Genomic DNA, 21,825 nt, shown 5'->3' with positions numbered 1-21,825 from the left:
CTCGTCGGGCTCATAACCCGAAGGTCAGAGGTTCAAGTCCTCTTCCCGCAACCAATGCAAGTTTGCCGATGGGTTGATGACTCATCAGAGAAAGTGAATAGAGTTAGCGAAAGGCTCGACCTGCTTCTTTGCAAGCAGGTCGAGCCTTTTTATCGTGGCATCGTGGGCACGGTGCGCCACTCTCGCCAGTCGATCGGTCTGCACCTTCCATCTGATTCTTGAGGGTTCAGCAAAAAGCTCCTGCTTAGGATTGAAAGCCTTGGCAGTCTTGTGGTACAATAGGAGCGGATTGGTTTTTTGAGAAAGGAGGACGGGCTGAGATTTTTTCTTTTCCTTCATGGAAGGAGGAGCGCGTCCAGTGGCGGCGGGAGGTTTTGGGCGGCGTGCTGACGGCGCTCACTCTTCTGGCAGCATTTGCCGTCGTGCCCGCACTTTGGGCGAGGGCGGGTGCGCCTTTTGTCGGAGCTTATGCGGCGACGCTTCTCGCCGCGTGTTTGGCGACGCTCGCTGCGGGGCTTTTTGCGCGTCAGTCGATCGTCGTCGGGCCTGCGCTCGGCATCAACGTCTGGTTCGTCTATGGCGTCATTTATCCGCTTGGCGTCGCGTGGCAGGAGGCTCTTGCCGCATGCTTTATAGCCGCGATTCTCGTCCTTCTGACGGTGACTACACCGCTTCGCCGCATATTCCTTGCGTCGATGCCGCGTGCGATCGCAGAGGCGGCACGCGGTGGCGTGGGCTTGCTCGTCGTCTTTACGGGGCTTCAGATGGGCAAACTCGTCGTCGGCTCGCCGCTGACGGTGACGATGCTCGGCAGCCTTTCTGAGCCGGCGGCGTTCGTCGCGCTCGCAGGCCTTGCGGTATCGCTCGCGCTTTGGGCGATGGACGTTCGCGCGGCGGCGTTCTGGGGCGTTCTTTCGGCTGTGCTGCTCGCTCTCTTCGAAGGCTTCCTCGCTTTGCCTGAGGCGCCGTTCCTCCTGCCCGAGGGGCTTGATCGGACGGCGTTCGCACTTGATTTTGCGCATCTTGCAGAGCTTTCGGGCGTCATTTTGGCACTGTGGCTTGTCCTCTTCTTCGATACGTGCGGTACATTCGCCGCACTCGGAGAGGCGGAAGAGGCGCACGGACTCGCCGAAAAACGCACGCTCCTTGTGCTCGCAGCGGGAAATGCTGTTTCAGCACTCCTCGGCGCAGGCCCCGTCACCTTGGCGAAGGAGTCTGTGGCGGCGCGTGCTGTCGGCGCGCGCACGCCGCTTGCTGCCTGTGCGGCGGCGACCGTCCTGCTTCTCGCGCTGTTCGTGGAGCCTGTGGCGGCGGCCATTCTCGACTTTTCGGCGATTCTCGCGCCGCTCCTCATCTTTTCCGGCTGCTTGCTCCTCAAGGGGCTGCGGCTCGATTGGCAGCGGGCATCGGAACATGTCGCGTTCTTCGCTGTGCTTCTCGTGACGCCATTGTCCTCTAGTCTTACTGCAGGACTGGGCGCAGGGATGATCCTCTATGTTTTTTTGGAGGTCTTTTCGGGACGAGGGAAGAAGATTCATCCAGCACTGTTCTTTTTCGCGGGGGCTTTCTCGCTTTATTTCGCGTACTATACGCCGTGATTTCTAGGAGGAATTGCATTGGGGTTCAAGGGGTCTTTTCAGGGTAAGGCAGTTTTGACGGCGCTCGTGCTCGGCACATTTGCTTTTTCGCTTCCATCGGCGGCAGACGCCAGACGCCTGCATGATCCGCAGGTGGAAACGAAAGTGGAAATGCATCAGGGCATCGAGCAGGGCAGGACGAAGGAGACGAAGGTTCAGACAGCTCACGCGCAGCAGCCGCTTTCCGAGCGCATTAAGGACATCTTGAATTCTCCTGCGCCCGAAAAGAAGCCGGTGGAAAGAACGCCGGGCGTTCTCGTGACGGTGCCGCGCACGGCGGACGCCATCTTGGGTACGGCGATGGCGACGGAGAAGCAGTGCGTTGATTACCTGCTGATGAACAACCCGCATCCCGACATCTCTGTTTCTCCGGAGGCGCTCGTCTCGTATTATTACAAGGAAGGCGCGAGAGAGGGGGTGCGGCCTGATGTGGCGTTTGCGCAGGCGCTGAAGGAAACGGGATTCTTCCGCTACGGCGGTACGGTCACGTCCGATCAGAACAATTACTGCGGTCTCGGCACGACGAGCGCGACGGTCAAGGGTGCGTACTTTTCCACGTCGGAGCTGGGCGTACGCGCGCATATTCAGCACCTTCTGGCCTACGCGTCGACGCGCCGCCCCACCTTGCCCATCGTCGATCCGCGTTACGACCTCGTGCGCTCGACGTACGGCGCTCGCACGCTCGGCACATGGACAGATCTCAATGGACGTTGGGCGGTGCCCGGCCATACGTACGGTCAGAGCATCATGCAGCTTTTCCGCGACATCCTGCGCCAGTGAATATATTTCACGGGCATGGAAGCGCGGCTCTTTTGCAGGCGAAGAAAACAGTATAGGGAAGGTTGAGGATCGGATCTTATGATTAGTACAAGCGGACTGACGCTGCAGTTTGGCAAGCGCGTTTTGTTCAAGGATGTAAGCATCAAGTTCACGCCGGGCAACTGCTATGGCATCATCGGCGCGAACGGCGCGGGCAAGTCGACGTTCCTGCGCGTCCTTGCGGGCGACATCGAGCCGTCGAAAGGCTCGGTCGACATCACGCCAGGCGAGCGCCTTGCCGTGCTCAAGCAGGATCACTACGCCTTCGACGAGGTCGAGGTTTTGCGCACGGTCATGCTCGGTCACGAGCGTCTCGTCGCCATCATGGATGAGAAGGATGCGCTCTATCAGAAGGAGGACTTCTCCGATGCTGACGGCATGAGGGCCTCGGAGCTTGAGGCGGAGTTCGCCGACATGAACGGCTGGGATGCAGAGCCTGAGGCGGAGCGGCTCTTAAACGGCCTCGGCATCGATCCTTCGAAGCATCACAAAAAGATGGCGGATCTTACGGACAAGGAAAAGGTGCGCGTGCTTCTCGCGCAGGCGCTCTTCGGCAGTCCCGATGTGCTGCTTCTCGATGAGCCGACGAATCATCTCGACATCGAGTCGATCAATTGGCTTGAAGCCTTCCTCGACGACTTCCCGAACACGGTCATCGTCGTCTCGCATGACCGTCACTTCCTCAATCAGGTCTGCACCTACATCGCCGACGTGGACTTCGGATCGATCCAGCTCTATGCGGGCAACTATGATTTCTGGCTCAAGTCGAGCCAGCTCGCCCTGCAGATGGCGAAGGATGCGAACAAAAAGAAAGAAGAGAAGATCAAGGAGCTGCAAACCTTCATTCAGCGATTCAGCGCCAACGCATCGAAGTCGAAGCAGGCGACCTCGCGCAAGAAGCTGCTCGAAAAGATCACGCTCGACGACATCAAGCCGTCCTCGCGCCGCTATCCTTACATTGCCTTCACGCCTGACCGCGAGGCGGGCGACCAACTTCTGCAGGTCAGCGGCCTGACGAAGACAATTGACGGTGAGAAGGTGCTGAACAACGTCAGCTTCACGCTCAAGAAGGGGGACAAGGTCGCCTTCGTCGGCCCGAACTCCGTGGGCAAGACGGCGCTCTTCGAGATCCTCATGGGTAATATGGAGGCGGATGCGGGCACATTCAAATGGGGCGTGACGACGACGCAGGCGTACTTGCCGAAGGACAACAACGAATTTTTCGATGACGTCGATCTGAATCTCGTCGACTGGCTGCGCCAGTATTCGCGCGATCCGGACGAGTCATTTGTGCGCGGCTTTCTGGGACGCATGCTCTTCTCGGGGGAGGAGAGCCAGAAAAAGGCCAAGGTCATCTCGGGCGGTGAGCGCGTGCGCTGCATGTTGTCGCGCATGATGCTTTCAGGCGCGAATGTGCTGCTTCTCGACGAGCCGACGAACCACCTCGACTTGGAGTCCATCACGGCATTGAACGACGGACTGATCGCCTTTTCGGGCACGGTACTCTTCGTTTCGCACGACCACGAGTTCATTCAGACGATCGCAAACCGCATCATCGACATCACGCCTGAGGGCGTCGTCGACCGCGTGACGACGTACGATGAATTCCTGGAAAATGAGACGGTGCGCCAGCAGCTCGAAGAAAAGTACGGCAAGAAGAGTTAAGGCAAGGCTTTTGCCGTCCAGCATGGCGATGGGGGCTCTTCCGAGGGGGGATACGATGTTCGCAAAGGCTTTTCGCGAAGCGTGGCGCAAGGAGGATCAAGGCTCGGCGACACGTCTGCGCGAGATGGTTGAAGTCCTGCGTGCGCGCGACATCGTGCATGGCATAACGCCCGAGAAGCTGCGGCTGATTTTGGAAGATCTCGGACCGACTTTCGTGAAGCTCGGGCAGATCATGAGCATGCGCCCGGATTTCCTGCCGCAGGAATACTGTGATGAACTTATGAAACTGCAGACGGAGGCGAACCCCCTGCCGTTTTCCGTCATAGAGAAGGTCATCGAGCAGGAGTATCAGCGTCGCTGGACGCGCATCTTCCGCTCGATTGATGAAGAAGCGCTGGGTTCAGCTTCGATTGCACAGGTGCACTGCGCGGTGCTCCTGGACGGTGAGAAGGTCGTCATCAAGGTGCAGCGACCAGGCGTGCACGACATCATGAGCAAGGACATCGTGCTTTTGAAGCGTGCGGCGGGCATCTTGAAGATCCTTGGTCCTGCGCAGGACGTCGTGGATTTCAGCATGGTGCTCGATGAGCTTTGGGCGATCGCCAAGCAGGAGATGGATTTCGTCATGGAGGCGAACCACATCGAGGAGTTCCGCCATGCGAATCAGGATGCCGACTTCGTAAGCTGTCCCAAGGTCTATCGCCATTTGACGACGCAGCATGTGCTCGTCATGGAGTACGTCGACGGCATACAGATTGACGATGTGGCGGGACTCAAGGCGGCGGGCGTCGACGTGCGGCGCATTGGCGAGCGGCTCGGTGAAAATTACGTCAAGCAGATCGTCGAGGATGGCTACTTCCACGCCGACCCGCATCCGGGGAACATCTGGGTGCGCGGCGGTAAGATCGTCTGGCTCGACCTCGGCATGATGGGGCGTCTGTCGAACAAGGATCGCGCGGCAATCCGCAAGGCGATCTTCGCTCTGGCGCAGCATGACGTCTTCGAGATGAAGGCGGCGGTGCTCTCACTCGGCGTGCCGCAGGAGCGCATCGACCATGCGAGGCTCTATCAGGACATCGACGCGCTCATCGCGCAGTACGGCGATCTCGATTTCCGCTCGCTGAAGATGGGCATACTCTCGCGTCAGATCATGAACGTGCTGCGCTCCCATCACATCGCGATCGCGCCGGGCATCAGCATGTTCTGCCGCGGCGTCATGACAATCGAAGGCGTCATGCGCCTCGTATGCCCTGAGGTCAGCTTCGTCGAGATTTTGGCGCGCAGCATGGAACTGAGCTTTGCGAAGGGATTCAACTGGCGCGAGGAAGCCGGCAAGGCGAAGCGCGAGGGCTACATCCTTTTGCGCAAGTCCTTGCAGCTGCCCGAGCAGATCTCGGACATCCTGAAGATGACGCTGAGTGGGCAGACGAAGGTCAATCTTGAGTTGACGGGCGCCGATGAGCCGCTCGCGAGACTCAACAAGATGATCAACAAGCTCATCATCGCCCTTCTGAGTGCGGCGCTTCTCCTTGGCTCAAGCACGATCTGTACGACGCAGATGACGCCGAAGATCATGGAGATACCGTTCTTGGGCGTCTTGGGCTATCTGGCGGCGATCGTGCTCTCGGCACGGCTTCTGTGGAGCATATTGCGCGGTCATTGACGAGGTGCCGTTGATTGGAGAAATGCGCGAAAGGCGCGCTTTCTTAGGGGCTCTAATGGTAGGAAGAGTAGGATAGGAGGGATTCCCATGCGTGGGATCAGGGGTGCAATCACGGTAGAAAAGGATACGAAGGCTGAGATATTTCAAGCGGTGAAACTCATGGTCATGGGCATGTGCCGCACGAACAAGATCGATCCTTCGGACATCGGAGCGGCGATTTTTTCCGCGACGCCCGATCTCAAATCGGCATTTCCAGCTGCGGGTGCGAGATTTTTGAAGGGATTCGATGCAGTGCCGCTTTTTGACACCCTGGAGCCAGATATCGAAAATTCTTTGCCACGCTGCATACGGGCGCTCTTGCTCGTCGATACGGATAAGCCGCAGAGTGAAATTCGCCATATCTACCTGGGCGGTGCCATTTCGCTGCGCCCCGATCTTCAAGTGGAGGAGTAACGTGCGCTATGCGTCAGCATGGTATATGACGAAGGGAGCGATTTGATCATGAAAAAAGAAATCATCACGGAAAATGCGCCGAAAGCGATCGGCCCGTACTCGCAGGGAGTCCGCACGTCGGGCGGCTTCATCTTTGCCTCGGGACAGATTCCGCTTGACCCGCAGACAGGCGAGCTCGTCGTGGGCGGCATTGCCGAGCAGACGCAGCGCGTGCTGGAAAACCTTAAGGCCGTTCTCGAAGCCGATGAATGCTCGCTGGAAGATGTTGTCAAGACGACAGTCTATCTGAAAGACATCGAGGACTTCGCGGCGATGAACACGGTGTACGCGAAGTATTTCACAAATTGCCCGCCTGCACGCGTCTGCGTCGAGGTGGCGAGGCTGCCGAAGGACGCGCTCATTGAGATCGACTGCGTCGCTTCGGAAGGGCAGAATTATTCCTATTGATGCGTCACTGCAATAAAACAAGCCGTTGAATCTTTTGATTCAGCGGCTTGTTTTATGATATATCAGTTCGGATCCTTGTGCACAGATCAGATGGCACGCTCGACTTTGCCCGAGCGCAGGCAGCGCGTGCAGACGTTGACATGCTTCGTCTCGCCGTTCACAATCGCGCGTACACGCTGGATATTCGGCTTCCACTTGCGCTTCGTCTTCAAATGCGAATGGCTGACATTCATGCCGGACATCTCGCCCTTTGCACAGATTTCGCAAACACTTGCCATGGGGTACACCTCCTTCGCGGCGCAGTAAATCTTGCGCCATAGACAACAAAAGTATTTTAGCACAAAGTGCAGGGAAGCGCAAGCTGTTCTTGCAGATTCACGAAGAATATGGCGCGAGCAGTTTTCATTTCAGCAGCGCTTCCTTGAGCTTTCGATAGGCTCTTGTATAGTAGGCGCCGTTCTGCGCCTCGCGGTGGTCGAAGCCGTAGGCGCGGCGGCTGACGGCGAGGATGGGGGGCGCTTGGATGCGCTTGGCGACGGCGAGACCGGAAAATAGGTTCCACCAGCGTTCAAGGTCGGCGATGAAGTCCTTGGGGGTCTGAAAATATTTCTTCACGAGGCCTTTTTCACAGCCGATTTGCTGCTCAAGCGTGCCTTTGACGTACCAATCGAGGATGTCTTCGGGCGTCGCCTTTTCCCAGCGCTCGACGAAGGCGCGGAACAGATAGTCGTGGTACGGATAGAGCAGCGGATCGCCCTTGCCCTCGTCGACGTTCTGCGCATCGGACAGTTCGGCGCTCGGCACGATGTCGATCGTCGCCTGCGGCACGACTTCGCGCTTGAAGATATGCTCGTTCATGTAGCGTGCAAGGTCGTAGACCTGATGTTTCCAGAGGTCGGCGAGGGCGGCGAGGAAGCCCGCCTGGTCGCCGTAGAGCGTCGAGTAGCCGACGCTCGTCTCCGCCTTGTTCGCGTTGCACGAGAAGCCGCCGCCGAAGGCTGCGGCGAGGGCGGCGAGGATGCGCGAGCTGCGGTCGCGCGCCTGGATGTTCTCGGCGAGGAAGGAGGAGACGGCAAGCGTATTCTTTTCGCCCGTCTTCAGAAGCTCGATGGGCGTCGCTGCAATCTGCTTCATCGTGTGCTGCACGGACTCCTCGATGGGGAAGACGGCGTAATAGCAGCCGAGGTTTTCGGCGAGCGCGTGTGCGAGATCCTTCGTCGTCTCGGAGTTGAAGCGGCTCGGCATGTTGACGAGCAGGACGTTTTCTGCGCCGAGGACGCTCGTATAGAGCGCGGCGGCGACGGCGGAGTCGATGCCGCCCGAGGCGCCGACGACGACTTTCTTCATGCGGATGCTGTCGAGAAATTTTCTGACGCCGTAGGAAAGCGCTTCGTAAATCTGGGCGATTTCGGTCTTCTTTTCGGGCGTGCGGGCAGGGAGCGAGGCGATTTCCTCGACATCGACATAGTGCAGTCCTTCCTCGTAGGATGGAGCGGCGGCGACGCATAAACCCTCCGCGCTGTAAACGGCGCTCGCACCGTCGAAGGTGTAGACAGTCTTGCCGTTGTTCTGCAAGCCGACGTTGTTGACGTAGATGAGCGGCGCCCCTGCCGCCTTCGCTGCGGCGGAGAAGAGGCGCTGGCGCTTCTCGTTCTTGCCGAGCGTATAGGGGGAGGAGGAGATGTTGACGTAGAAGTCCAGATCCTCGTATTCTTCGAGAAGCTTCATCGGTGCCGTCTCGTAATTGTCGCTCCAGCCGTCCTCGCACAATAGGCAGCCGATCTTCCAGCGCCTGCTGTGAATCTTCAGCGAAACGGGAGAAATCAGACTCTTGGGCGTCGTGCCCAGCTCGCGTGCGAGCTTCTGTAGGCTGAAGAAGTGGCGTGTGTCATCGAATTCCCGATAGTTCGGCAGGAGCGTCTTGATGACGAAGGGGTAGGGCATTGCCTCGGGATGGCAGAGCTTTCCTTCGCTGGCGACGAAGCAGGCGTTGTACTTGCGCGGCCTGCCGTCGTTGTTTTTCTTCGTCCAATCGACGGCGACGCTGCCGAAGATGACGGCGATGCCGTGCGAGGCGGCGATGATGTCGGCGGCGCAAGATTCGCAGTCGCGCAGGAAGGCATCCTGCTCCCAGGTGTCGCCGAGCAGATAGCCAGGAATCGCCATCTCGGGGAAGATGACGATGTCGGCATGATTCGCTTTCGCTTCTTCCATCTGGCGCAGCATGTTCTCGGTATTGGCGTCGGGTCGTCCGGGCTGTATTTCCATCTGTGCGGACGCGATTTTCAGCAAGGGGAAGCACCTCTTTCCAAGAATAATGAATTAGTCGTAATGACCTTTGCAGGCGGCGATGTAAATGTTTTTATCATCGATGGAGTAAATCAGGCGATCTTTCACCGTGATGCGCCGACTCCAATAGCCGGCAAGGTCGTGGCGCAGAGGTTCGGGTTTTCCCAGACCTTCATGCCCGTTTCTTTCGATGTCTTTGAGGAGCGCATCGATCTTCCTGGCGATTTTGCGATCTTCTTGAATCCACTCCATGAAATCGTTCCACGCATTTTCCGAGAAAATTTTATTCATGGAGCAGGCGCTCCAGTTCTCCTGTGCTTTTTGCGACAACGTGTCCGTCTTCGAGCTGCTGAACGCCATCAAGGATATGACGGTAATTTTTCGTGTTGCTCGTGATGAAGATGTTCTCCATCAGATTGTTGTAACTTTCAAGGCTCATCATGACAACATCGTCTTCGTTTTTACGAGTCACGATGATGGTTTCAGCATCTTTTGTCGCTGTGTCGCAGTAAGCTTTCAAGTTGTTGCGAAGGGTGGAGAAATTCACGGCTACCATGAGTATCACGTCCTTTCTTATTTATTGTACCGAAACGTGTACAATAAGGCAATAGAAATTTTTGGTGTGTAGAAAATCATCGTTCTGTTCGCTGCGCCATAGGAGTTCTCGTGAACCTATGGTATAATAGAGTCTGCATCCGAAGCAGCTTTTTGCTTGAGATTGCGGATGCAGAAACGGTGAGCGATATGAAGGGGCAGAAGAAGACGAATGCGGCGCGGATTCTCGACGGGCTGTCGATTTCGTACGAGCTACGGGAGTTTCCCGTCGACTTGGACGACCTCAGCGCCGTCCATGCGGCCGAGATGCTCCATATGCCTGTGGAGCAGGTATTCAAGACGCTCGTCGCCCGCACGGACAAGGCGGGCGTCGTCATGGCGTGCATTCCGGGCGCGGCGGAGCTTGATCTCAAGGCTCTCGCCAAAGCCGCCGCGAGCAAGAAGGCGGAGATGGTGCATCTCAAGGAAGTGCTTGCTCTCACGGGTTATCAGCGCGGCGGCTGCTCGCCGCTCGGCGCGAAGAAGGAGTATCCTGTGTTCCTCGACGCTTCGGCGAAAGCGTGGGACAAGATTGCCGTCAGCGCGGGCAGGCGCGGCGAACAGATCGTGCTCGCGCCCGCCGATTTGGAGCGTGCCGTCCATGCGACGACGGCACAGCTGACGCGCTGAGGAAGCGGCACAGTCGATGGAGAGAGATGAATGGAGTGAAGGAATTGAAATACAGCAGTACGAGGGGAAAGGCGGCAAGCGTCGCTTCGGCAGAGGCGATCATCCAAGGGTTGGCGGCGGACGGTGGGCTTTTCGTGCCCGAGGAGATGCCCAAGGTCGATCCGGATTTTATTGCAGGGATGCGGCAGCTTTCCTATGAGGAGCGCGCGGCACGCATTCTGGGACTCTTCCTTACGGATTACATGTCAGAGGAGCTTGCAGGCTGCATTGCACGCGCTTACGGGGACGGCAAGTTTGACGACGTGCGCATCGCGCCCGTACACGCGCTCAAGGAGTTCCCCGTATTGGAGCTCTGGCACGGGCCGACGAGTGCGTTCAAGGACATGGCACTGCAGCTCCTGCCGCAGCTTTTGCAGACGGCGCTCAAGAAGACAAGTGAGGACGCTGAGATTCTGATTCTCGTCGCCACGTCGGGCGACACGGGCAAGGCGGCGCTCGAAGGTTTTGCCGATGTCGATCAGATCAAGATCCTCGTGTTCTATCCGACGGGCGGCGTGTCGAAGATCCAGAACCTGCAGATGTGCACGCAGAAGGGCGCAAATGTCCGTGTCGTCGCGGTCAAGGGAAATTTTGACGATGCGCAGAACGGCGTCAAGGAGATCTTCAGTGACAAGGCCTTTGGAGAGAAGCTTGCCTCCGAGAACGTCAAGCTGTCTTCGGCAAATTCGATCAACTGGGGCAGGCTTGTGCCGCAGATCGTCTACTACTTCAGCGCTTATGTTGACCTCTTGGAAAAGGGGACGATTGCAGCGGGCGAATCCATCGACTTCTGCGTGCCGACGGGCAATTTCGGCGATATTCTCGCGGGCTATTACGCCAAGCGCATGGGGCTTCCCGTCGCGAAACTGATCTGTGCGTCGAACAGCAACAACGTGCTGACGGATTTCCTGCAGACAGGCGTTTATGACAAGAAGCGCGATTTTTACAAGACGATCTCGCCGTCCATGGACATTCTGATTTCGAGCAATCTTGAGCGTCTGCTCTATCATGAGACGCAGGATGTGGCGCTGGTCAGGGGCTGGATGGAGGAGCTTGCCGCAAAGGGCAGGTACGAGGTCGGCGAGACCGTGTTGCAAAATCTTAAAGAGACGTTTTGGGCGGGCTGGGTCGACGACGCGGCGACGAAGGCGACGATGCGCGAGGTCTACGAGAAGGAGCATTATGTGCTCGACACGCATTCGGCTGTCGCATATCGTGTGGCACAGGCCTATAAGAAGGATACGGGAAGCGAGCGCCTACTCGTCGTTGTCTCGACGGCAAGCCCGTACAAGTTCAACGAAAGCGTCTTGGACGCGCTCGGAGAAGAGCGTGCGGGACTCGACGAATTCGCGCAGCTCGACAAGCTCGCCTCCTTGAACGAAAGCCCGATTCCGCAGGGATTGGCGTCGCTGAAAACGGCTGAAATCCTGCATCGCACAGTGTGCGAAAAGACGGAAATGCATGCTGTAACGGAAGAATTTGCGAAGGAGTAAGGATTTGCAAGTGAAATTTCATAAATAAAAATTGAAAACAAGCAGGATTTCCCTAGAAAAGCGAGAAAGAGATAAGCAGAGCATGTTTGAAACTATATCTTAAATTCAATTTTTATGAAAGAGGTAGAGAAACATGGCAAAACTTGATCTGACAAAGTACGGGATTACCGGCGTGAAGGAAATCGTCCATAATCCGTCCTATGAACAGCTTTTCGAAGAAGAGATGAAGGCCGACCTCACGGGATTTGAGAAGGGAAAGCTCACGGAGCTTGATGCCGTGAATGTCATGACGGGCGTCTTTACGGGCCGTTCGCCGAAGGACAAGTTTATCGTCATGGACGAGAACTCCAAGGATACGGTCTGGTGGACCTCAGAAGCCTACCCGAATGACAATCATCCGGCAAGCCAGGAGACGTGGGAAGAACTTAAGAAGATTGCGAAAAAGGAGCTTTCCGACAAGCGTCTCTTCGTCGTCGATGCTTTCTGTGGTGCGAACAAGAATACGCGCATGGCCGTGCGCTTCATCGTCGAGGTCGCATGGCAGGCGCATTTCGTCAGCAATATGTTCATTCTGCCCTCTAAGGAGGAGTTGGAGAACTTCGAGCCGGATTTCGTCGTCTACAATGCGTCGAAAGCGAAGGTCGAGAACTACAAGGAACTCGGACTTCATTCGGAGACGGCGATCGCCTTCAACATCACGAGCCGTGAGCAGGTCATCATCAATACGTGGTACGGCGGTGAGATGAAGAAGGGTATGTTCTCGATGATGAACTACTACCTGCCGCTGAAGGGCATCGCCGCCATGCACTGCTCGGCCAATACGGACCTCGAGGGAAAGAATACGGCGATCTTTTTCGGCCTCTCGGGTACGGGAAAGACGACGCTCTCGACCGACCCGAAGCGCCTCTTGATCGGCGACGACGAGCATGGCTGGGACGACAACGGCGTCTTCAACTTCGAGGGCGGCTGCTACGCGAAGGTCATCAACCTCGACAAGGATTCCGAGCCGGACATCTACAACGCCATCTGCCGCGACGCTCTCCTGGAGAATGTTACGGTCGACGAGAACGGCAAGGTTGATTTTGCCGATAAGTCCGTGACGGAGAATACGCGCGTCTCCTATCCGATCGACCACATCAAGAACATTGTGCGTCCGATTTCTTCGGCGCCTCCGGCCAAAGAGGTCATCTTCCTTTCGGCGGACGCCTTCGGCGTACTGCCGCCCGTCGCGATCCTGACGCCGGAGCAGATGGAGTACTACTTCCTCTCGGGCTTCACGGCGAAGCTTGCGGGCACGGAGCGCGGCATCACGGAGCCGACACCGACGTTCTCGGCATGCTTCGGTCAGGCGTTCCTCGAACTGCCGCCGACGAAGTATGCGCAGGAGCTCGTCAAGAGGGTGCGCCAGAGCGACGCCAAGGCGTATCTCGTGAACACGGGCTGGAACGGCACGGGCAAGCGCATTTCCATCAAGGATACGCGCGGCATCATCGACGCGATCCTGAACGGTTCGATCAACAAGGCGCCGACGAAGAAGCTCAAGTACTTTGAGTTCGACATCCCGACGGAGCTTGCAGGCGTCGACACGAAGATCCTCGACCCGCGCGACACCTACGCCGATCCGGCTGAGTGGGACAAGAAGGCGCAGGATCTCGCTGGCCGCTTCATCAAGAACTTCAAGAAGTATGAGACGGATGACGAGGGCAGGGCGCTCGTCGCTGCCGGCCCGAAACTCTAAGCAGCTTTCGGGCAGCTTTTGGGCGAAAGTGCTTCCAGCAATATCGTGATAGGAAAAAGGCGCGAAAAAGCGTGCCATGAAGAAAGAGCTCGCCTGCGATTTGATGCGGAGGCGGGCTCTTTTGTGTTTTGCATCTTTCGGAGAGGGGGCGGCCATGGAGCTGCAGACGAGTCTTTTGAAGCTCAAGGGCGTCGGCGCGAAGAAATACGAGGCGTTGAACAATATCGGCCTCTTCACCGTCTATGACCTCTTGACCTATTATCCGCGCACATACGAAGACAGGCGCGTGCTGACGCCGCTCGCCGCGCTCGCGGTCGGCGAGCAGCAGGCGGTCACAGGCGTCATCCGTCATATAGCCGAGAGGCGCACGGGGCGCGGCATTCATATCCTGAGCGTCGATATTGACGACGGTACGGGATTTCTGCAAGTCACGTTCTTCAATCAGAAGTTCCTCAAGGGAAAGCTCAAGGCAGGGATGCGGCTCTTCGCTGTCGGCAAGATCGACTATGCTTTCGGCGGGCGAGGCAAGAAGCAGATGAGCCAGGTCAAGGACTTCTCTCTGCTCGAAGAAGGCGGGGAAGCGGCTCTGGGCATCCTGCCGGTCTATGCGGCTTCGGGCAGTCTGAATCAGAAGTTTTTCCGCACGCTTCTCACAGGAGTCTTTCAAGAAATCGGCAAGATCGTGGAGACCTTGCCTGAGAGCATCTGCCAGCGCTATCGACTCGTCGCGCGAGAGGAGGCGTACCGCGAGGTGCATTTTCCCGAGTCGCCCGAGGCGCTACATCTCGCGCGGGAAAGGCTGATTTTCGAGGAACTTTACCTCATCCAGTGCGGGCTTCTGCTCCTGCGCCGCGAGAGTCGTGAAAAGAAGAAGGGCGTGCGCCATCTCGGCGCGAGCCGCCTTTCGCGCGAGGTGCGTGAGGTTCTGCCGTTTCGGTTGACGGAGGACCAGGAAAAGACGTGGCGCGACATTCGGCAGGACATGGAGCTTGCCTTGCCGATGCGCCGTCTCGTGCAGGGCGACGTCGGCTCGGGCAAGACGGCTCTCGCCCTCTTGGCGCTCGTCAAGACGGTAGAAAACGGCTTTCAGGGAGCATTCATGGCACCGACGGAAATCTTGGCGCGTCAGCATTTCGACAAGTTCAGCGAATTGCTGCAAGATCTGCCCGTGCGGCTGCTGCTCCTGACAGGAAGACTGTCGAAGAAGGAGCGCGAGGCAGCGTACGAGGCGATCGAGGCGCACGATGTCGATATCGTGATCGGCACGCATGCCTTGATTCAGGAGCCTGTCGCCTTCGCCTCGCTCGGCCTCGTCGTGACGGACGAGCAGCATCGCTTCGGCGTCGAACAGCGAGCGGCGCTCGAAAAGCGCGTTCACCTCACGCCCGACATGCTCGTCATGACGGCGACGCCGATTCCACGCACGATGACCTTGACGGTCTACGGCGATCTCGACGTCTCGCGCATCGAGCATCTGCCGCCAGGGCGCGTGCCTGTCGAGACCTTCGTGCGCACGCCTGACCGGCGCGACCGCATCTATCACTTCGTGCGCCAAGAGATTGAAAAGGGCAGGCAGGCCTACGTCGTCTGTCCGCTCGTCGAGCAGAGCGAAACGCTCGATCTGCCGTCGGCGCAGGAGGTCTACGCAGAACTCAGTGCGGGCGTGTTTCGTGAAGTGCGATGCGGCCTTGTGCACGGCAAGCTCCGGGGCAAGGAGAAGGAAGCCGTCATGGCGGACTTCCACGCGGGCAAGCTCGACGTTCTCGTGACGACGACAGTCATCGAGGTGGGGGTAGACGTGCCGAACGCGAGCATCATGGTCATTGAGAATGCCGAGCGCTTCGGCCTCGCGCAGCTTCATCAGCTGCGCGGACGCGTGGGCAGGGGGGCGCATCGTTCCTACTGCATCCTCGTTTCGGCGGCGCGAACCGCTGCGGCGAAGAAACGGCTTGCCCTTTTGGAGAGCGTGCGCGACGGCTTCGTGCTCGCCGAGGAGGATTTGAAGCTCAGAGGCCCCGGTCAATTCTTTGGCGCGATGCAGCACGGCCTGCCCGACCTCAAGATGGCGGACGCCCTGCGCGACATCGATATTCTGTTCAAGGCGCGCCGCGCGGCGCTCGAAACGATGGAAAGCCCTGCGATGCGCAGAGAGGTTGCCGAGATTCTGCGGCTTGAGTACAAGGAATTTTTTGCGAAGATCACAGAGGTCTGAAAAGACGTGTGCGGCTGCATCTTCGATACATCTCTCATAATGGTATGAGGAATAAAATAAAAAAGAAAGACCGTTTCTTGGCAGGAGTTTCCTGTGCCTTTGATGAATCTTATTGAAAGATACGAATTTCGCATTTACGGAGGAAGTTTCATGGTAGAGGCAGCGGAGAAGTTCAAGCGATATTTGCAACGGCATAAGATTGACAGCTTTGAGCGCGAGGAGCTTGGCGATGAGCATGAGAGCGTGATTTTTCGCTCGACCGTTGAGGTGCAGGGACAGTATGTGCCGCTCGGGGTCATTTTCGACGATACGATCTATGTGATTGTACGAGCCAATCTTGCGCCGAAGGCACTGAATGATGACAACGCCTATGAGGTGACGAATTTCATCATGCGCCTGAACAACGGCAACAAACTGTTCAAGTATTATCTTGCGCCTGATACGTCTGTCATCCTTGACGCCTGCATCCCGATGACGCAGAAGAACTATTCGGCCGATCTCGTCAATACGATCGTGGGCGTCGTCGCACGGGAGGTCAGGAAGCGCCACAGCGAGTTCATGAGCTTGATCTGGCAGAAGGCTTGAGATGCAGAAATATTGTAGCCGTGTCGTTTGAGAGGTGATTTTGTGCTGAAGAAGGGAATAATTCTGGCGGGCGGCTCGGGAACGCGGCTCTATCCGCTGACAAAGGTCGTGTCGAAGCAGCTCATGCCGGTCTTTGACAAGCCGATGATCTACTATCCGCTGAGCACGTTGATGCTCGCTGGGCTGGAGGACATCCTCGTCATCACGACGCCGCAGGACAGCACGATGTTTTCTGCTATGCTCGGCGATGGCAGCCAGTGGGGCATCCACATCTCTTATGCCGTGCAGCCGAGCCCGGACGGCTTGGCGCAGGCGTTCCTCATTGGCGAGGATTTCATCGGCGGCGACGGCTGTGCGCTTGTTCTAGGCGACAACATCTTCTATGGCGCCGATCTTGCACGGCTTTTGCAGCGTGCGACGGCACGCGAAGCGGGCGCGACGGTGTTCGCCTACTACGTGCGCGATCCGCAGCGCTACGGCGTCGTGGAGTTTGATGAGACGGGATGCGCTGTCAGTTTGGAGGAAAAGCCCGAGATGCCGCGCTCGAACTATGCGGTGACGGGGCTGTACTTCTACGACAACGATGTCGTTGAGATCGCGAAGGCGGTCAGGCCGTCGGCACGCGGTGAGCTTGAGATCACGGATGTGAACCGCGCGTATTTGGAACGCGGCGACCTTCAGGTAGAGAAGATGCGCAGGGGGTTCGCGTGGCTCGATACGGGCACGCATGAGTCGCTTCTGCAGGCGGCGACGTTTGTCGAGACGATTCAGGATCGCCAGGGTCTCAAGATCGCCTGCATCGAGGAGATCGCCTACCGCATGGGGCATATTGATGCGGAGCAGGTTCTGCGCCTCGCGCAGCCTTTGATGAAGAACGACTACGGGCGCTATTTGGAGCAACTGGTCAAGGGATAGGGGAACGAGAAATGAACGTGATGGAAACACGCCTCAAGGGCGTCTTTATCTTGGAACCGAAGGTGTTCGGCGATGCACGCGGCTGGTTCATGGAGAGCTGGTCGAAAAAGAAGATGGAAGAGGTGGGTCTCTTCTACGACTTCGTGCAGGACAATCAGTCCTTTTCCGCGGAAAAGGGCACATTGCGCGGACTGCACTATCAGAAGAATCCCATGGCGCAGGCGAAACTCCTGCGCTGCACGCGCGGCGAAATCCTCGATGTCGCTGTCGATATACGAAAGGGATCGCCGCAGTATGCGAAGTGGGTTTCCGTGCGCCTTTCGGCGGAAAACAAGCGGCAGCTGATGATTCCGCGCGGTTTCGCGCATGGTTTCATTACCCTGACGGATGACGTCGAGGTGCAGTACAAAGCGGACAATTACTATGCGCCGGAGTGCGATGGCAACATCCTTTGGAGCGATCCTGCCATCGGCGTTGACTGGGAGATCGCGCCGACGGTTCTTTCGGCGAAGGACGAGGCGGCGCCAACGCTCGCCGAGCGGGAAGCTCAGCTCAATTTCGTCTATGGGGAGGAAGAAGCGTGAAGTATCTTGCGACCGGCGGCGCCGGCTTTATCGGCAGCAATTTTGTCCACTATATGATGAAGGCGCACGCGGATGCAGAGATTCTTTGCGTCGATGCGCTGACGTATGCGGGCGATTATGAATCTCTGCTCGATCTCGCAGAAGAGCCGCGCTTTCGCTTCGCCCACTGCAATATATGCGACCGCGAGGCGATCTATGCACTCTTTCGCGCCGAGAAACCCGATATCGTCGTGAATTTCGCTGCGGAAAGTCATGTCGACCGCTCGATCGAGACGCCGGAGATCTTCCTGCAGACGAACATCATCGGCACGAGCGTTCTCATGGACGCCTGTCGCGAGTACGGCATTTCGCGCTACCATCAGGTGTCGACGGATGAAGTCTACGGCGATTTGCCGCTCGATCGCCCCGACCTCTTCTTCACTGAGGAGACTCCCTTGCATACGTCGAGCCCGTATTCATCCTCGAAGGCGAGCGCCGATCTCCTCGTACTCGCTTATAGTCGCACATACGGCTTGCCCGTGACGATCTCGCGCTGCTCAAACAACTACGGCCCGTACCATTTCCCCGAGAAACTCATCCCGCTGATGATCGTCAAGGCGCTTGCCAACGAGAAGCTTCCCGTCTATGGCGACGGCGCCAACGTGCGCGACTGGCTCTACGTCGAGGATCACTGCCGCGCCATCGACCTCGTGCTGCAGAAGGGACGCACGGGAGAGGTCTACAACATCGGAGGTCACAACGAACGCGCCAACATCGATGTCGTCAAGGTCATCCTTCGCGCCTTGAAGAAGCCTGAGAGCCTCATCTCGTATGTGGCGGACAGGAAGGGGCACGACCGCCGCTATGCGATCGATCCGACGAAGATCCACACGGAACTTGGCTGGCTGCCCGAGACGAGATTTGAAGATGGCATCGAGCGCACGATTGCATGGTATCTGGAAAACCGCGCATGGTGGCAGCATATCCTTGACGGCAGCTATCGAAAAGCGTATCTGAGCGCATGAAATTTTTTACAAAAAGGGCTTGCGCTTTTCCCTCTCGTGCTGTATACTAGCAAAGTAACTTGTCCACGGGGGCGTAGCTCAGCTGGGAGAGCGCTTGCATGGCATGCAAGAGGTCAGGGGTTCGATCCCCCTCGTCTCCACCATAGGATATTCAAGTGGCTTCTGCTTAGGCGCAGAAGCCGCTTTTTGTTTTCGAGAAAATACGGCAGGGATTCTCCTGCCGAAGGGAGGCTACGGCATGGGCGAACTGCCGAGCATACATCAGTTGGAATGTTTCATCATTTACGGCAGGGTCAGGAACTTCTCGCTTGCCGCTAAGGAAGCGAACATCACGCAGTCGGCATTCAGCGTGCAGATGAAGAAGCTCGAAGAGGCGGTCGGCGTCACTTTGATCCGCCGCTCGACGCGCGGCAGCGACTTGACGGAGGCGGGTACGGCGTTTCTGGAGAAGGCGCAGCTTTGCGTCGAGCAGCTGAGGGACGCGGTGGCGGAGGTGCAGGAAAGCGTAAAGCGCACGCCTGCCGAGCTAAATGTCGCCGTACTGCGCTCTCTGGGCGATGTTCATATGAATCGTCATGTATCGTACTTTCAGAAGCAGAATGAGAAGATCTGCCTCAATGTTTTTGAAATGGAGGAAGATGAGATTCGGTGCGGGCTTCTGGAAGACCGCATCGACGTTGCCTCGGTATATCGCTTGGAAGAGACGAGTTTTGACGGATGGGAGTGCGTGCATTTTTCCGATGATGACATCGTTTTCTATGCACCTTGCCTTGCGCGCGCCGAAGGCGATGCGGCACGCTCTTGGGCGGCGAAGCAGCCACTCGTGGTTTACCCCGCGAAGTCGTCGATGAACCGCGTCTACGAGCGCTACTTCAGCGAAGAGATGCCAGTAGTGGCGGCGCGCCTTTCGACTCCGTATGCGATGGTGCATTTTTGCAGGGAAAATCCGGCGGGTGCGCTTCTGCCGCGCCGCTTCATAGAAGCGCTCGGCATCACGTCGGGTTTCTCTTCCCTTGCCCCCGCGCTGACACTCGACGCTGTGCTTATATATAAGAAGGAAAATCCGCGCCTGCGCCATATTCGCACCTACGTTGAACATGTTCAGAAGATTTATCAGAGTACGATCTGAAAGTTGCAATAAAGGAATATTGCTGGGAAGTTATCACTTTTTGCGATAACTTCCATCTTTTTTATGCGCTATACAAAACGGAGGTCGATGCTTATAATCGGGTACAGTTCATTTTTAATTTAAGAAATCGCCGCAGCGCGAAGGAGCGCGTTCGGCAAAGAAAGGTCGTTGTTAAACGTGGAACATGAAAAGTTATGGACGAAGGAGTTCATCCTCGATACCCTGGTAAACTTCTTGATCTATATCATCTATTACATGCTCATGGTCATCATCGCATCCGAAGCGATCAAGACGCTCAACGCGTCGATGAGCGAGGCGGGGCTTGCATCCGGCATCTTCATCCTCGGCACGTTACTCGCACGCATGGTCGCTGGTCGTTCCATTGAGCTTTATGGAAGGAAGTTCATGCTCTATGCGGGTATCATCTTCTATCTTGCCACGACGCTCCTGTACTTCTTTGTCGATTCCCTTTCCATGCTCTACATCGTGCGCTGTCTGAACGGCATCGGCTATGGCATCGCCTCGACGGCGACGAGCACGATCGTATCGAGCATCATTCCTGTGACGCGCCGCGGCGAGGGCATCAACTACTACGCCTTGAGCATGAGCCTCGCCGCTGCCATTGGCCCGTTCCTCGGCATGCTCATGCAGCATACGCTGACGTTCAATTACATCATTGATTTCTGCGTAGCCATGCTCGTCGTCTGCCTTGCCGCCATCGTCGTCCTCAAGGTGCCGGAGATGGAGCTTTCGGAAGAGAAGAAGGCGGAACTTAAGAAGTTCAGCATCAACAACTTCTTAGAGCCGAAGGTCACATCCATTTCCATCGTGGCGTTCATCATGGGCATCAGCTATTCGAGTGTCCTGAGCTTCCTTGCGACGTACGCGCAGGAACTTGGCCTCATCGGCGCAGGTACAGTTTTCTTCCTCGTCTATGCTCTGACGATTACGCTCGCACGTCCTGTTGCCGGCGTCATGTTTGACCGCAAGGGAGAGGACTTTGTGATGTACCCGACGTATGCGTGCCTTGCCATCGGGCTTCTACTCCTGAGCGTTACGACGCAAAGCTGGACGCTTCTCCTCGCGGGCGTGTTCGTCGGCCTCGGCTACGGCACGTTCATGTCGAACGGGCAGGCGATCTGCGTGAAGCTCGTCACCGAATATCGCATCGGCGTTGCCGTATCAACGTACTTCATCGCGCTTGACCTCGGACTCGGCGTCGGTCCCTATGCACTTGGCGCGTTCAAGGACAGCATCGGTTTCGATGGCATCTATGCCGCGTGCGGTGCAGCCGCTCTCCTCTGCGCAGGGCTTTACTACTTGCTCTATGCGAGGAAGCGCGATGCTGCGCCCGTGGTGGAGATAAAGCTGGAAACGGAAGCAGAGTGAAAGAACAAAAAGGGGGGGGCTGCGGCAAGCGACTCCTCTTTTTTTTGTTGTTCTATTCCAGTGGACAAAATGAAAGGAAAGAAAGAGGTTGACAGGCATGAAGTCTTCGTGTAGAATAGGTCAAGTCGCAAAGAGAGCGGACAGCAAGTGAAAAGTTCGGAGGAGAACGGCTCCCAAGTCCTGGCGGACATGAAAAAAACGGCGCTTGACAAAATTCACTGAACCGAGTATACTGAATAAGCTAGCTCAACTGAGCGGCGAACGGCTGAAGAAATTTGGCGGTGTTCCTTGAAAACTAAACAATGCAGAAATGAATCATCTATATGATTCAAGCCAGATGTCCATCAAGAGAAATCTTGATGAAACATCGATTGTGAACTACAATTGTAAAAGCAATCGACAATTTCTTTATGCGGTTCGAAAGAATCGTATCCAAAGATAAAAAAGAGCCAATTCGGCTCTCTGCAAATAAAAACGCAAGTTTTTTCGGAGAGTTTGATCCTGGCTCAGGACGAACGCTGGCGGCGTGCTTAACACATG

22 protein-coding genes and 1 tRNA gene are annotated in these 21,825 nt (G+C 56.8%); 17 read left to right on the top strand and 6 right to left on the bottom strand.

All coding sequences use genetic code 11. The annotated features are described in order from the left end of the window. Positions 1-84: 84 nt before the first annotated feature. Entirely contained in the window at positions 85-339 is a 255-nt protein-coding gene (locus RWS31_RS10610) for a hypothetical protein (RefSeq protein WP_314598226.1), read from the bottom strand. A 44-nt stretch (positions 340-383) separates the two neighbouring features. On the opposite strand from RWS31_RS10610, the gene RWS31_RS10605 reads away from it, so the two are divergent. The 6 genes from RWS31_RS10605 (at position 384) to RWS31_RS10580 (ending at position 6,684) form a co-directional block, all read left to right on the top strand. Then, on the top strand, positions 384-1,598 hold the full coding sequence (locus tag RWS31_RS10605) for an NCS2 family permease (RefSeq protein WP_314598224.1): 1,215 nt from the start codon (positions 384-386) through the stop codon (positions 1,596-1,598). Between the two features lie 18 nt (positions 1,599-1,616). Continuing rightward, positions 1,617-2,417 (top strand): glucosaminidase domain-containing protein, encoded by an 801-nt coding sequence (locus RWS31_RS10600; protein WP_314598222.1) that lies wholly within the window; start codon positions 1,617-1,619, stop codon positions 2,415-2,417. A 78-nt stretch (positions 2,418-2,495) separates the two neighbouring features. Continuing rightward, complete coding sequence (locus RWS31_RS10595; RefSeq protein WP_314598220.1) at positions 2,496-4,121, top strand: ATP-binding cassette domain-containing protein; 1,626 nt, start codon at positions 2,496-2,498, stop codon at positions 4,119-4,121. A 55-nt stretch (positions 4,122-4,176) separates the two neighbouring features. Further along, positions 4,177-5,784, top strand: a complete 1,608-nt coding sequence (locus tag RWS31_RS10590; protein ID WP_314598218.1) for an AarF/UbiB family protein — start codon at positions 4,177-4,179, stop codon at positions 5,782-5,784. Between the two features lie 87 nt (positions 5,785-5,871). Continuing rightward, a complete protein-coding gene (gene aroH / locus RWS31_RS10585) occupies positions 5,872-6,237 on the top strand; it encodes a chorismate mutase (protein WP_009646852.1) in 366 nt (121 codons plus the stop codon). Between the two features lie 48 nt (positions 6,238-6,285). Then, on the top strand, positions 6,286-6,684 hold the full coding sequence (locus RWS31_RS10580; RefSeq protein WP_314598215.1) for a RidA family protein: 399 nt from the start codon (positions 6,286-6,288) through the stop codon (positions 6,682-6,684). A gap of 86 nt (positions 6,685-6,770) precedes the next feature. Here RWS31_RS10580 and rpmB read toward each other — a convergent pair whose 3' ends face one another. From rpmB to RWS31_RS10560, 4 genes are all read right to left on the bottom strand, one after another. After that, a complete protein-coding gene (gene rpmB / locus RWS31_RS10575; protein WP_006192484.1) occupies positions 6,771-6,962 on the bottom strand; it encodes a 50S ribosomal protein L28 in 192 nt (63 codons plus the stop codon). Between the two features lie 124 nt (positions 6,963-7,086). Next, positions 7,087-8,976 (bottom strand): NAD(+) synthase, encoded by a 1,890-nt coding sequence (gene nadE / locus RWS31_RS10570; protein WP_314598214.1) that lies wholly within the window; start codon positions 8,974-8,976, stop codon positions 7,087-7,089. Positions 8,977-9,006: 30 nt separating this feature from the next. Beyond that, positions 9,007-9,264, bottom strand: a complete 258-nt coding sequence (locus RWS31_RS10565) for a Txe/YoeB family addiction module toxin (RefSeq protein ID WP_314598212.1) — start codon at positions 9,262-9,264, stop codon at positions 9,007-9,009. Further along, on the bottom strand, positions 9,257-9,529 hold the full coding sequence (locus RWS31_RS10560; protein WP_314598210.1) for a type II toxin-antitoxin system prevent-host-death family antitoxin: 273 nt from the start codon (positions 9,527-9,529) through the stop codon (positions 9,257-9,259). The genes RWS31_RS10565 and RWS31_RS10560 overlap by 8 nt, the downstream gene beginning before the upstream one ends. Positions 9,530-9,639: 110 nt before the next feature. On the opposite strand from RWS31_RS10560, the gene ybaK reads away from it, so the two are divergent. From ybaK to RWS31_RS10505, 11 genes are all read left to right on the top strand, one after another. Then, the gene (gene ybaK, locus RWS31_RS10555; RefSeq protein ID WP_314598209.1) at positions 9,640-10,197 is read left to right on the top strand and encodes a Cys-tRNA(Pro) deacylase; all 558 of its coding nucleotides are present in this window, start codon (positions 9,640-9,642) and stop codon (positions 10,195-10,197) included. Between the two features lie 26 nt (positions 10,198-10,223). After that, the gene (gene thrC, locus RWS31_RS10550) at positions 10,224-11,729 is read left to right on the top strand and encodes a threonine synthase (RefSeq protein WP_314598206.1); all 1,506 of its coding nucleotides are present in this window, start codon (positions 10,224-10,226) and stop codon (positions 11,727-11,729) included. Positions 11,730-11,862: 133 nt separating this feature from the next. Further along, a complete protein-coding gene (gene pckA, locus RWS31_RS10545) occupies positions 11,863-13,467 on the top strand; it encodes a phosphoenolpyruvate carboxykinase (ATP) (RefSeq protein ID WP_314598204.1) in 1,605 nt (534 codons plus the stop codon). A gap of 154 nt (positions 13,468-13,621) precedes the next feature. Further along, positions 13,622-15,679, top strand: coding sequence for an ATP-dependent DNA helicase RecG (recG, locus tag RWS31_RS10540; RefSeq protein ID WP_314598203.1), 2,058 nt, complete (start codon positions 13,622-13,624; stop codon positions 15,677-15,679). A gap of 150 nt (positions 15,680-15,829) precedes the next feature. Then, on the top strand, positions 15,830-16,264 hold the full coding sequence (locus tag RWS31_RS10535; protein ID WP_009646867.1) for a hypothetical protein: 435 nt from the start codon (positions 15,830-15,832) through the stop codon (positions 16,262-16,264). Between the two features lie 42 nt (positions 16,265-16,306). After that, positions 16,307-17,179 carry a glucose-1-phosphate thymidylyltransferase RfbA gene (gene rfbA / locus RWS31_RS10530; RefSeq protein WP_314598202.1) on the top strand — a complete coding sequence of 291 codons (873 nt, stop codon included), beginning with the start codon at positions 16,307-16,309 and terminating at the stop codon, positions 17,177-17,179. Between the two features lie 11 nt (positions 17,180-17,190). Continuing rightward, on the top strand, positions 17,191-17,763 hold the full coding sequence (gene rfbC, locus RWS31_RS10525) for a dTDP-4-dehydrorhamnose 3,5-epimerase (protein ID WP_314598201.1): 573 nt from the start codon (positions 17,191-17,193) through the stop codon (positions 17,761-17,763). Then, entirely contained in the window at positions 17,760-18,767 is a 1,008-nt protein-coding gene (rfbB, locus tag RWS31_RS10520; RefSeq protein WP_314598199.1) for a dTDP-glucose 4,6-dehydratase, read from the top strand. Before rfbC ends, rfbB begins: the two co-directional genes overlap by 4 nt. A gap of 67 nt (positions 18,768-18,834) precedes the next feature. After that, positions 18,835-18,910 (top strand) — tRNA-Ala (locus RWS31_RS10515). A 95-nt stretch (positions 18,911-19,005) separates the two neighbouring features. Beyond that, positions 19,006-19,896 carry a LysR family transcriptional regulator gene (locus RWS31_RS10510; protein ID WP_314598197.1) on the top strand — a complete coding sequence of 297 codons (891 nt, stop codon included), beginning with the start codon at positions 19,006-19,008 and terminating at the stop codon, positions 19,894-19,896. Positions 19,897-20,073: 177 nt separating this feature from the next. Next, the gene (locus RWS31_RS10505) at positions 20,074-21,285 is read left to right on the top strand and encodes an MFS transporter (protein ID WP_314598195.1); all 1,212 of its coding nucleotides are present in this window, start codon (positions 20,074-20,076) and stop codon (positions 21,283-21,285) included. A gap of 328 nt (positions 21,286-21,613) precedes the next feature. Here the strand turns inward: RWS31_RS10505 and RWS31_RS10500 are convergent. Next, the coding region (locus RWS31_RS10500; RefSeq protein ID WP_314598193.1) for a hypothetical protein at positions 21,614-21,825 on the bottom strand (212 nt) is incomplete at its 5' end.

The sequence above is a fragment of the uncultured Selenomonas sp. genome (assembly GCF_963528755.1).
Classification (GTDB): domain Bacteria; phylum Bacillota; class Negativicutes; order Selenomonadales; family Selenomonadaceae; genus Selenomonas.
This window is presented reverse-complemented; position numbering and strand designations above follow the sequence as displayed.

Bases quoted from the DNA above. Each gene is read 5' to 3' on its own strand.
- RWS31_RS10610 (WP_314598226.1), bottom strand. From the start codon at position 339: ATGAAGGAAAAGAAAAAATCTCAGCCCGTCCTCCTTTCTCAAAAAACC.
- RWS31_RS10595 (WP_314598220.1), top strand. From the start codon at position 2,496: ATGATTAGTACAAGCGGACTGACGCTGCAGTTTGGCAAGCGCGTTTTG.
- RWS31_RS10590 (WP_314598218.1), top strand. From the start codon at position 4,177: ATGTTCGCAAAGGCTTTTCGCGAAGCGTGGCGCAAGGAGGATCAAGGC.
- aroH (WP_009646852.1), top strand. From the start codon at position 5,872: ATGCGTGGGATCAGGGGTGCAATCACGGTAGAAAAGGATACGAAGGCT.
- RWS31_RS10580 (WP_314598215.1), top strand. From the start codon at position 6,286: ATGAAAAAAGAAATCATCACGGAAAATGCGCCGAAAGCGATCGGCCCG.
- rpmB (WP_006192484.1), bottom strand. From the start codon at position 6,962: ATGGCAAGTGTTTGCGAAATCTGTGCAAAGGGCGAGATGTCCGGCATG.
- RWS31_RS10565 (WP_314598212.1), bottom strand. From the start codon at position 9,264: ATGAATAAAATTTTCTCGGAAAATGCGTGGAACGATTTCATGGAGTGG.
- RWS31_RS10560 (WP_314598210.1), bottom strand. From the start codon at position 9,529: ATGGTAGCCGTGAATTTCTCCACCCTTCGCAACAACTTGAAAGCTTAC.
- thrC (WP_314598206.1), top strand. From the start codon at position 10,224: ATGAATGGAGTGAAGGAATTGAAATACAGCAGTACGAGGGGAAAGGCG.
- pckA (WP_314598204.1), top strand. From the start codon at position 11,863: ATGGCAAAACTTGATCTGACAAAGTACGGGATTACCGGCGTGAAGGAA.
- recG (WP_314598203.1), top strand. From the start codon at position 13,622: ATGGAGCTGCAGACGAGTCTTTTGAAGCTCAAGGGCGTCGGCGCGAAG.
- RWS31_RS10535 (WP_009646867.1), top strand. From the start codon at position 15,830: ATGGTAGAGGCAGCGGAGAAGTTCAAGCGATATTTGCAACGGCATAAG.
- rfbC (WP_314598201.1), top strand. From the start codon at position 17,191: ATGAACGTGATGGAAACACGCCTCAAGGGCGTCTTTATCTTGGAACCG.
- RWS31_RS10510 (WP_314598197.1), top strand. From the start codon at position 19,006: ATGGGCGAACTGCCGAGCATACATCAGTTGGAATGTTTCATCATTTAC.